At 71.7% G+C, this 7,761-nt stretch carries 9 protein-coding genes and 1 pseudogene; 6 read left to right on the forward strand and 4 right to left on the reverse strand.

Going from position 1 to position 7,761, the window contains the following annotated elements; genetic code table 11:
- Together HY68_RS42205 and HY68_RS44025 are read left to right on the forward strand one after the other, a co-directional pair.
- Positions 1-463, forward strand: a pseudogene (locus HY68_RS42205) (ABC transporter); the annotation flags it as partial.
- Positions 464-498: 35 nt separating this feature from the next.
- Entirely contained in the window at positions 499-642 is a 144-nt protein-coding gene (locus HY68_RS44025) for a hypothetical protein (RefSeq protein WP_198533328.1), read from the forward strand.
- A 55-nt stretch (positions 643-697) separates the two neighbouring features.
- On the opposite strand, the gene HY68_RS23980 is transcribed toward HY68_RS44025, so the two are convergent.
- The 4 genes from HY68_RS23980 to zapE form a co-directional block, all read right to left on the reverse strand.
- Complete coding sequence (locus HY68_RS23980) at positions 698-1,540, reverse strand: polysaccharide deacetylase family protein (RefSeq protein ID WP_041992080.1); 843 nt, start codon at positions 1,538-1,540, stop codon at positions 698-700.
- 129 nt (positions 1,541-1,669) lie between these two features.
- Entirely contained in the window at positions 1,670-2,602 is a 933-nt protein-coding gene (locus HY68_RS23985; RefSeq protein ID WP_041992082.1) for a phosphate--nucleotide phosphotransferase, read from the reverse strand.
- A gap of 147 nt (positions 2,603-2,749) precedes the next feature.
- Positions 2,750-3,175, reverse strand: a complete 426-nt coding sequence (locus HY68_RS23990; RefSeq protein WP_041992085.1) for an OsmC family protein — start codon at positions 3,173-3,175, stop codon at positions 2,750-2,752.
- Positions 3,176-3,253: 78 nt separating this feature from the next.
- Positions 3,254-4,360, reverse strand: a complete 1,107-nt coding sequence (gene zapE, locus HY68_RS23995; protein WP_041992087.1) for a cell division protein ZapE — start codon at positions 4,358-4,360, stop codon at positions 3,254-3,256.
- Between the two features lie 37 nt (positions 4,361-4,397).
- Here zapE and HY68_RS24000 point away from each other — a divergent pair, with 37 nt between their 5' ends.
- The 4 genes from HY68_RS24000 (at position 4,398) to msrB (ending at position 7,724) form a co-directional block, all read left to right on the forward strand.
- Positions 4,398-5,225 carry a pyrimidine reductase family protein gene (locus tag HY68_RS24000; protein ID WP_198533329.1) on the forward strand — a complete coding sequence of 276 codons (828 nt, stop codon included), beginning with the start codon at positions 4,398-4,400 and terminating at the stop codon, positions 5,223-5,225.
- A 136-nt stretch (positions 5,226-5,361) separates the two neighbouring features.
- Entirely contained in the window at positions 5,362-5,832 is a 471-nt protein-coding gene (locus HY68_RS24005; protein WP_041992092.1) for a hypothetical protein, read from the forward strand.
- 52 nt (positions 5,833-5,884) lie between these two features.
- Entirely contained in the window at positions 5,885-7,288 is a 1,404-nt protein-coding gene (gene murC, locus HY68_RS24010) for a UDP-N-acetylmuramate--L-alanine ligase (RefSeq protein WP_041992093.1), read from the forward strand.
- A 28-nt stretch (positions 7,289-7,316) separates the two neighbouring features.
- Complete coding sequence (gene msrB, locus HY68_RS24015) at positions 7,317-7,724, forward strand: peptide-methionine (R)-S-oxide reductase MsrB (RefSeq protein ID WP_041992095.1); 408 nt, start codon at positions 7,317-7,319, stop codon at positions 7,722-7,724.
- The last annotated feature ends 37 nt before the right edge of the window (positions 7,725-7,761 follow it).

The following is a 7,761-nucleotide window of genomic DNA, read 5'->3' on the forward strand; positions in this document are numbered from 1 at the left end:
CCGCGCGGTGACGGCCGCCGCCACCGGACCCGCCCGCGTCCATCTCGCCGCGCTGCTGGCCGGCGCGGTCTGCGCCGCCGCGCTCGGCGTCGTGGGCACGGCGATCGTGACGGTGATCAGCGCGCCGGACAACGAGGACCACACCGTGGCGGTGCCGCTGCTGCCCGCGGGGGCCGCCGGGCTGCTCGTCGCGCTCGTCTGTCTGCTGCTCGGCGCCGCGACCGGCGCCCTGTGCAACCGGCCGCTGCTGCGCGCCCGCGGCTGGTCGATCGCGGCGACCTCGCTCGTCGCCCTGCTGGCGCTGGTGTCGAGCGGATCGCCGGCGAAGTACGCGGTCAGCGCGCTGGTGACGGGGTCACGGACGGGGATGATCCCCATCCCCGTGCTGCCGGCGGCGGCAGCCGTCCTGGTCGCGGCGGCGGTGGGCGCGGTCGTCTGCACGCTCGGCGTCCGCCGGGGCTGAGCCGACCGTCGGACCCGGGTCGTAAGCTTGGCCGCATGGCAGAGGTAGCTGAAGACGTCGGGTACGCGGAATGCGTGCTGTGCCGGGAGCCGACCGAGCATCCCAACTCGGTGAAGGGCGCCACGCTCTGCCCTGTCTGCACATGGCAGGAAGCCCAGCGCCAGGCCTGTTCCGGCTAGACCCTGTCCGGCCGGACAGGACCTAGGTGGTCACAACGACAGCCCGCAGGGCCCGTCAGCGCTTCATCAGCTGAGAGACCTTGACGAAGCGGTAGCCGCGCTCGCGCAGCCGGGGCACGATCTGCTCCACCGCCTCCTCCGTCACCGGCGCCGCGCTGCGTGAGCAGTGCAGGACCACCAGCGAGCCCGGCGCGACCCCGTCGACCACCTGCCGGGCGACCGCGTCCGCGTTCGTGGCGAGCACGTCGCCGCCCGCGACGTCCCACTGCACCGCCGTCACCTTCGCCGGGCCGATCGCCCGCAGCGCCGACCGGTCGTAACAGCCGCCGGGGAAGCGGAAGTACGGCATGACATGGTGCACGCCGGCCGCGTGGAACGCGGCGAAGGCGTGCTCGACGTCGGCCGACCGCTCGTCGCCCCGCAGCTCGGGCAGCCCGTAGCAGTGACGTGTGAACGCCCGGTGGCTGTACGAGTGGTTGGCGACCTCGAAGAGCGGGTCGTCGCCGATGGAGTCCGCCTGCGCCGGGTACTCCTCGGCCCAGCGGCCCGTCATGAAGATCGTCGACGGCACTTCGAGCCGGCGCAGCAGCGCGATCAGCTCGGGGTTGTCGAACCGCTCCCCGTCCGCGGCGCGCTCGCCGTCGTCCGGCGCCATGTCGGCGTCGAAGGTGAGCGCGACGGTCCGGCCCGCCGTGCCGAGGCCGCGCTTGAAGACCGGGGTCAGCCCGCCACGGCCCGGCGCCATGGTCGGCGGCCCCTTGACCGTGGCCGGGCGCAGGACGGCCGCTGCCGGGGAGTGGAGAACCGGCGGCTGCTGCGCGCCGCAGCCGGTCAGGGCGGCGCCCAGGGCAGCACTCAGGGCGGTGGCCGTGGCGAGCGTGCGTACGTATCTGGTCACTCACGGAAAATATATGATGATCTACGCGGATCGGGCACATGGCGTTCGTGTCGAGCATGCCGCGTGTCCCGCGCCCGTCCCCGGGCCCGTCCCCAGGGCCGCCCCCGACCCTCGCCCCCGAGCCCGTGCTCAGTCCATCGCCAGCAGCCGCTCGCGGCTCGCCGCCACGTCGAAGTCGCCCTTCGGGTACTGCGGGTCCAGCGCCTGGAGATGCTCCAACAGCAGCTTGCTGATGGCCCAGTTGCGGTACCACTTCCGGTCGGCCGGCACCACGTACCAGGGGGTCTGCGCCGAGGTGCAGCGGGTCAGGGCCGTCTCGTACGCGTCGTGGTACGCCGGCCACAGCGACCGGTCCTCGATGTCGTCCGGGGTGAACTTCCAGTGCTTGTCCGGGTTGTCGATGCGCGCGAGCAGCCGGTCGCGCTGCTCCTCGTAGCTGATGTGCAGGAAGACCTTCACGACCGTCACGCCGTCGTCCGCGAGCGACTGCTCGAACCGGTTGATCTGGCCGTACCTGCGGCCGATGTCCCGGCGCGGCGCCAGCTCGCGCACCTTGGCGATCAGCACGTCCTCGTAGTGCGAGCGGTCGAAGATGCCGATCTCGCCCGGCTCGGGCAGCGCCCGCTTGATCCGCCACAGGAACGGGTGGCTGCGCTCCTCGGCGGTCGGCGCCTTGAAGGCCCTGATCCGGCAGCCCGCCGGGTTGAACAGCCCGATCACATGCTTGAGGGTGCCGCCCTTGCCGCTGGTGTCCATGCCCTGGAGGACGAGCAGCAGCCGGCGGCGGTCGCCCGCCGTGCTGGCCGCGTAGAGCCGGTCCTGGAGCGCGGTGAGGTCTTCGGCCATCCGGGTCATGGCCTCGCGTCCCGCGGCCTTGTCCTCCGGGCCGCCGGGCGTCGCCCGCGGATCGTACGAGGCGAGTACGGCCGGCTCGCCGGGCGGGACGCGCAGCAGGTCACGCAGGGCCGGCTCGTCCCGCGAGCGCCGCTCGGACGGCTTGTGCGCCTTCTCGGCCTTCTTGGCCTTCTTCGCGTCGTCCTTCTTCGCGTCCTTCTTGCTCACCGGGCACCCCTTCGGATCAGTTGTATCGAGGGTGCGCCGGATCACGGCGGAACGCGACCGGCGTGACCCGCATGTGCGCGGCATGCGGGTCAGCCGGTCCTGCCGCGGTCACCGGTCGTGCCGGACGACCCCGGCGGGGAGGGCGGGTCAGGCGAGCGAGGCGCTCAGCGTGATGCTGGTGCCCGACAGCGCCTGGCTCACGGGGCAGTTCGCCTTCGCGTCCTCGGCGGCCTTGACGAAGTCCGCCTCGTCCAGGCCCGCGACCTCACCCTGCACCGTGATGTGGATGCCGGTGATGCCGGTACCGGGCACGAGGGTGACATCGGCGCTGGTGGTCAGCTTGGTCGGCGGGGTGCCGGCCTTGGTGAGACCGTTCGAGAGGGCCATCGAGAAGCAGCTGGAGTGAGCGGCGGCGATCAGCTCCTCCGGGCTGGTCTTGCCGTTGGCCTGCTCGGCGCGTGAGGCCCAGGAAACCGGCTGCTCGGCGATGCCGGAGGAGTCGAAGGTGACAAGGCCCTTGCCCTGGGCGAGGTCGCCCTCCCAGACGGTGTGTGCCGTGCGCGTGGTAGCCATGATGGAACCCTTCTGATGAGGTGTGCGAGGTGATCGCACGTCGTTACGGCACCGAACCTACTCGGCGCGGCTCCGAACCTACTCGGCCAGCAGCCCCTTGGCGTCACGCGCCAGTGCTGTCAGCCGGGAGATCGCCCGGAAGTACTTCTTCCGGTAGCCGCCGTTCAGCATCTCGTCGCTGAAAAGCCGGTCGAAGGGCACGCCGGAGGCCAGCACCGGCACCTCGCGGTCGTACAGCCGGTCGGCGAGTACGACGAGCCGCAGCGCCGTCGACTGGTCGGGCACCGGGCCCACGCCGGTGAGGCAGGCGACCCGCAGACCCTCCGTCAGCGCGCCGTAGCGGCTGGGGTGGACCGAGGCGAGATGGCCGAGCAGCGCGGGGAAGTCGTCCAGGCTGGCGCCCTCGGTGGCGTGCGCCGTCCTGGTCACCTGCTCCTCGGTGAACGGCTCGGGTGCCTCGGGCAGACCCCGGTGGCGGTAGTCGTCGCCGTCGATCCGCAGCGGCCTGAAGTGCGCGCCGAGCCCTTGGATCTCGCGGAGGAAGTCGGCGGAGGCGAACCGGCCCTCACCGAGCTTGCCCGGCAGGGTGTTGGAGGTCGCGGCGAGTGCCACCCCCGAGTCGACCAGCTTGCCGAGCAGAGTCGAGACGAGCACGGTGTCGCCGGGGTCGTCCAGCTCGAACTCGTCGATGCACAGCAGCCGGTGGCCGCCGAGCGTCCGTACGGTCTGCTGGAAGCCCAGCGCGCCGACCAGGTTGGTCAGCTCCACGAACGTGCCGAAGCCCTTCAGCTCGGCGGGCGCGGGGGTGGCGTGCCACAGCGAGGCGAGCAGATGGGTCTTGCCGACGCCGTAGCCGCCGTCCAGATAGATCCCCCGGGGCCCGGCGGGGGCCGAGGGCTTCCGGCCGAACCAGCGGCGCATCCCGCCGCCCTCACCGGCCGCGGAACCGGGTCCCGGCCGGTCCAGGCCCGCGGCGAAGGCGCTCAGTACGGTGACGGCCTCGGTCTGGCTGGGCTGCTTCGGGTCGGGTACGTACGTGTCGAACCGTACGGAGCCGAAGCGCGGCGGCGGGACCATCTCGGCGACGAGCCGTTCGGCGGGGACCCGCGGCTCGCGTGCGCACAGGGAGATGAGGGCCGCGCGGGCTATCGGGTGCTGGCCGGGGGCGGCGGGGGAGGACGACACAACTCACAAGCTTATGCGCCGTGCCAGACTGCTTCGCATGCGACGCCTGTTCCCTGTGACCGATGAGACAGCCTCCGCAGCTTCCGATCGGCCGGCCTCCGATCAGGCAGCCTCCGGCCGGACCGGCTCCGGCACCGCCGGTGACTGGACGCTCGACGAGCTGGCGGACGCGTACGCCTATCCGCGGGACCTGGACGGCGCGGGCCACTGGCTGCGGGCCAACATGGTCTCCACGCTGGACGGCGCGGCCCAGCACGACGGCCGCTCGCAGACCATCTCGTCCGCCGCCGACATGCGGATCTTCGGCGTGCTGCGCGCCCTGGCCGATGTGGTGGTGGTCGGCGCGGAAACGGTTCGGCAGGAGGGCTACCGGCCGGCCCGCGCCCGGGACGCCTTCGCGGCGCGCCGGGAGGCGGCGGGACAGGGGCCGGCGCCGGCCATCGCGATCGTCACGGCAGGGCTGGCTCTCGACTTCTCGCTGCCGCTGTTCACGGCGCCGCTCGTACCGACCCTGGTGCTCACCGGCGCCGCGGCGCCGCCCGAGCGGGTGCGGGAGGCGGAGAAGGCGGGCGCCGAGGTGGTGATCGCGGGGGACGGCCCCGGCGTGGAGCCGGCCCGCGCCGTCCAGGCGCTCGCCGCGCGGGGTCTGCGGCGGCTGCTGACCGAGGGCGGACCGAGGCTGCTGGGCCAGTTCGTCGCCGCGGGGGTGCTGGACGAACTGTGTCTGACCATGTCTCCCACGCTGACTTCGGGGTACGCGCAGCGCATCGCGGGGGGACCCGCACTCGCCGTACCCGAGCGCTTCGCCCTCGCGGCGCTCCTGGAGGAGGAGGGGTTCCTCTTCACCCGATACCGTCGGAGCTGAGGAGGAGCGGAATCCGCTGTTCCGGTTAGCTCTGGATGGGCAGGATCATGTACACGCAGACCCCGTGCGGGCACGGGGAAGGATGGTTTCAGCAGTGGGCCGCACCGGCCCACGAGGACGGACGAAGGGCGCTGTCGTGTTCACAAGCGTATTGATGATCGAGAAGCCTCTGTCGCCCGAGGACGTGGAGTTCGTCACGACCCTGCACGGCGACGAGACCATCTCCTTCGTCGTGCTCATGCAGCCGCGCGGTGACCAGGCCGACGTACTGCTGCGCGCCATCGACGACGTCGCCTTCGGGGAGCTGAAGGAGGCGTCCCAGGAAGGTGACGTGCCGGAGGGGGCGGACGCGAGACGACCCGCGGAACTGGCGCTCGAACATTCGCTGGCCGCGCTGCGCGCGCAGGGCTCCCAGGCCACCGGACGGGTGGTCGAGGAGCACCCGCTGGACGGCCTCAAGGCCGTCGTGGACGAGGCGGGCGCCGACGAGGTGATCGTGCTGACCGAGCCGCACTACGTGGAGGAGTTCTTCCACCGCGACTGGGCATCGCGCGCCCGCCACAAGGTCGGTGTCCCGGTGCTCAAGCTCTTCGCGCACAGCGAATAGGCTGGGTGACCGCACGAACACGTCACGCACGCCTGCCCTGGGAGAAACGCGAATGGCACCCGAAACCGGCATCCCCGACGCCATGGAACGGCCGCACTTCATCGGTATCGGCGGCGCCGGGATGTCCGGGATCGCGAAGATCCTGGCCCAGCGCGGCGCCAAGGTCGCCGGCAGTGACGCGAAGGAGTCGGAGACGGCGGAGGCGCTGCGCGCGCAGGGAGCCACCGTCCATGTCGGACACGCGGCCGCGCATCTCGCCGACGACGCCTCGTGCGTGGTCGTCTCCAGCGCCATCCGCGCCGACAACCCGGAGCTGGCACGCGCCGCCGAGCTGTCGATCCCCGTCGTGCACCGCTCCGACGCGCTGGCCTCGCTGATGCGAGGCCGCAGGTCGATCGCCGTCGCCGGCACGCACGGCAAGACCACCACCACCTCCATGCTGGCCGTCGCCCTGACCGAGCTGGGGCTCGACCCGTCGTACGCGATCGGCGGCGACCTCACCGGGCCCGGCACCAACGCCCAGCACGGCGCCGGCGACATCTTCGTCGCCGAGGCCGACGAGAGCGACCGCAGCTTCCAGAAGTACGACCCCGAGGTCGCGATCGTCCTCAACGTGGAGCTGGACCACCACGCGAACTACGCGTCGATGGACGAGATCTACGAGTCCTTCGAGACCTTCGTCGGCAAGGTCGTCCCCGGCGGCACCCTGGTGATCTCCGCCGACCAGCCGGGCGCGGTCGAGCTGGCCTCCCGGGTCCGTGACCTGTCCACGCTCAAGGTCGTCACCTACGGCGCCGCCGAGAACGCGGACGTACGGGTCCACAAGGTCACCGCACGCGGGCTGACCAGCGAGGTCACCGTCGTCCTCGACGGCCGCTTCCTGACCTTCACCGTCTCGGTCCCCGGCCGGCACTACGCCGACAACGCCGTCGCCGCGCTCGCCGCCGGTGTCGCCCTCGGCGTTCCCGCGCACAATCTGGCGTCGGCGATCGGCACGTACACCGGCGTCAAGCGCCGCCTCCAGCTCAAGGGCGAGGCGGCCGGCGTCCAGGTGATCGACTCGTACGCGCACCACCCGACGGAGATGACGGCCGACCTCGAAGCGATGCGCGCGGCGGTCCCTGACGGCTCCCGCATCCTGGTGGTCTTCCAGCCGCACCTGTTCTCGCGCACCCAGGAGCTGGGCACGGAAATGGGCCAGGCGCTCGCCCTCGCCGACGCCTCCGTGGTGCTCGACATCTACCCGGCGCGCGAGGACCCGATTCCCGGCATCACCAGCGCCCTGATCATCGACGCTGCCCGCGCCGCCGGAGCCCAGGTCACGGCCCTGTCGGACAAGAACGCCGTGCCGGAGACCGTCGCGGGAATGGTGAGGGCGGGCGATCTCGTTCTCACCATGGGCGCGGGTGACGTCACGGACCTCGGTCCCGTCATCCTGGCCCGCCTGACCGACTGAGGTCCGGCCAGACCCTGAGGGAGAACTCATGGCGTACGACATCGACAAACCCGACGAGCAGTGGCGCGCCGAGCTGTCCGACGCGGAGTACGCGGTACTCCGCAAGGCGGCCACGGAACCCGCTTTCGTCGGCGAGTACACCGACACCAAGACCACCGGCGTCTACTCCTGTCGCGCCTGTGGGGCCGAGCTGTTCCGCTCGGACACGAAATTCGAGTCGCACTGCGGCTGGCCGTCCTTCTACGACCCGAAGGACACCGAAGCCGTCGAGCTGATCGAGGACCGTTCGATGGGCATGAAGCGCGTCGAGGTGCGCTGCTCACGCTGCGGTTCCCACCTCGGCCACGTCTTCGAGGGTGAGGGCTACCCCACCCCGACCGACCAGCGGTACTGCATCAACAGCATCTCGCTGCGGCTGACGCCCGACGAGAGCTGACCCAGCAGGCCGGCCGGGACATCAGCCGGCCGGCCGG

Source organism: Streptomyces sp. AcH 505 (assembly GCF_000818175.1).
Classification (GTDB): Bacteria; Actinomycetota; Actinomycetes; order Streptomycetales; family Streptomycetaceae; genus Streptomyces.

Bases quoted from the DNA above. Each gene is read 5' to 3' on its own strand.
- HY68_RS44025 (WP_198533328.1), top strand. From the start codon at position 499: ATGGCAGAGGTAGCTGAAGACGTCGGGTACGCGGAATGCGTGCTGTGC.
- HY68_RS23990 (WP_041992085.1), bottom strand. From the start codon at position 3,175: ATGGCTACCACGCGCACGGCACACACCGTCTGGGAGGGCGACCTCGCC.
- HY68_RS24000 (WP_198533329.1), top strand. From the start codon at position 4,398: ATGCGACGCCTGTTCCCTGTGACCGATGAGACAGCCTCCGCAGCTTCC.
- murC (WP_041992093.1), top strand. From the start codon at position 5,885: ATGGCACCCGAAACCGGCATCCCCGACGCCATGGAACGGCCGCACTTC.
- msrB (WP_041992095.1), top strand. From the start codon at position 7,317: ATGGCGTACGACATCGACAAACCCGACGAGCAGTGGCGCGCCGAGCTG.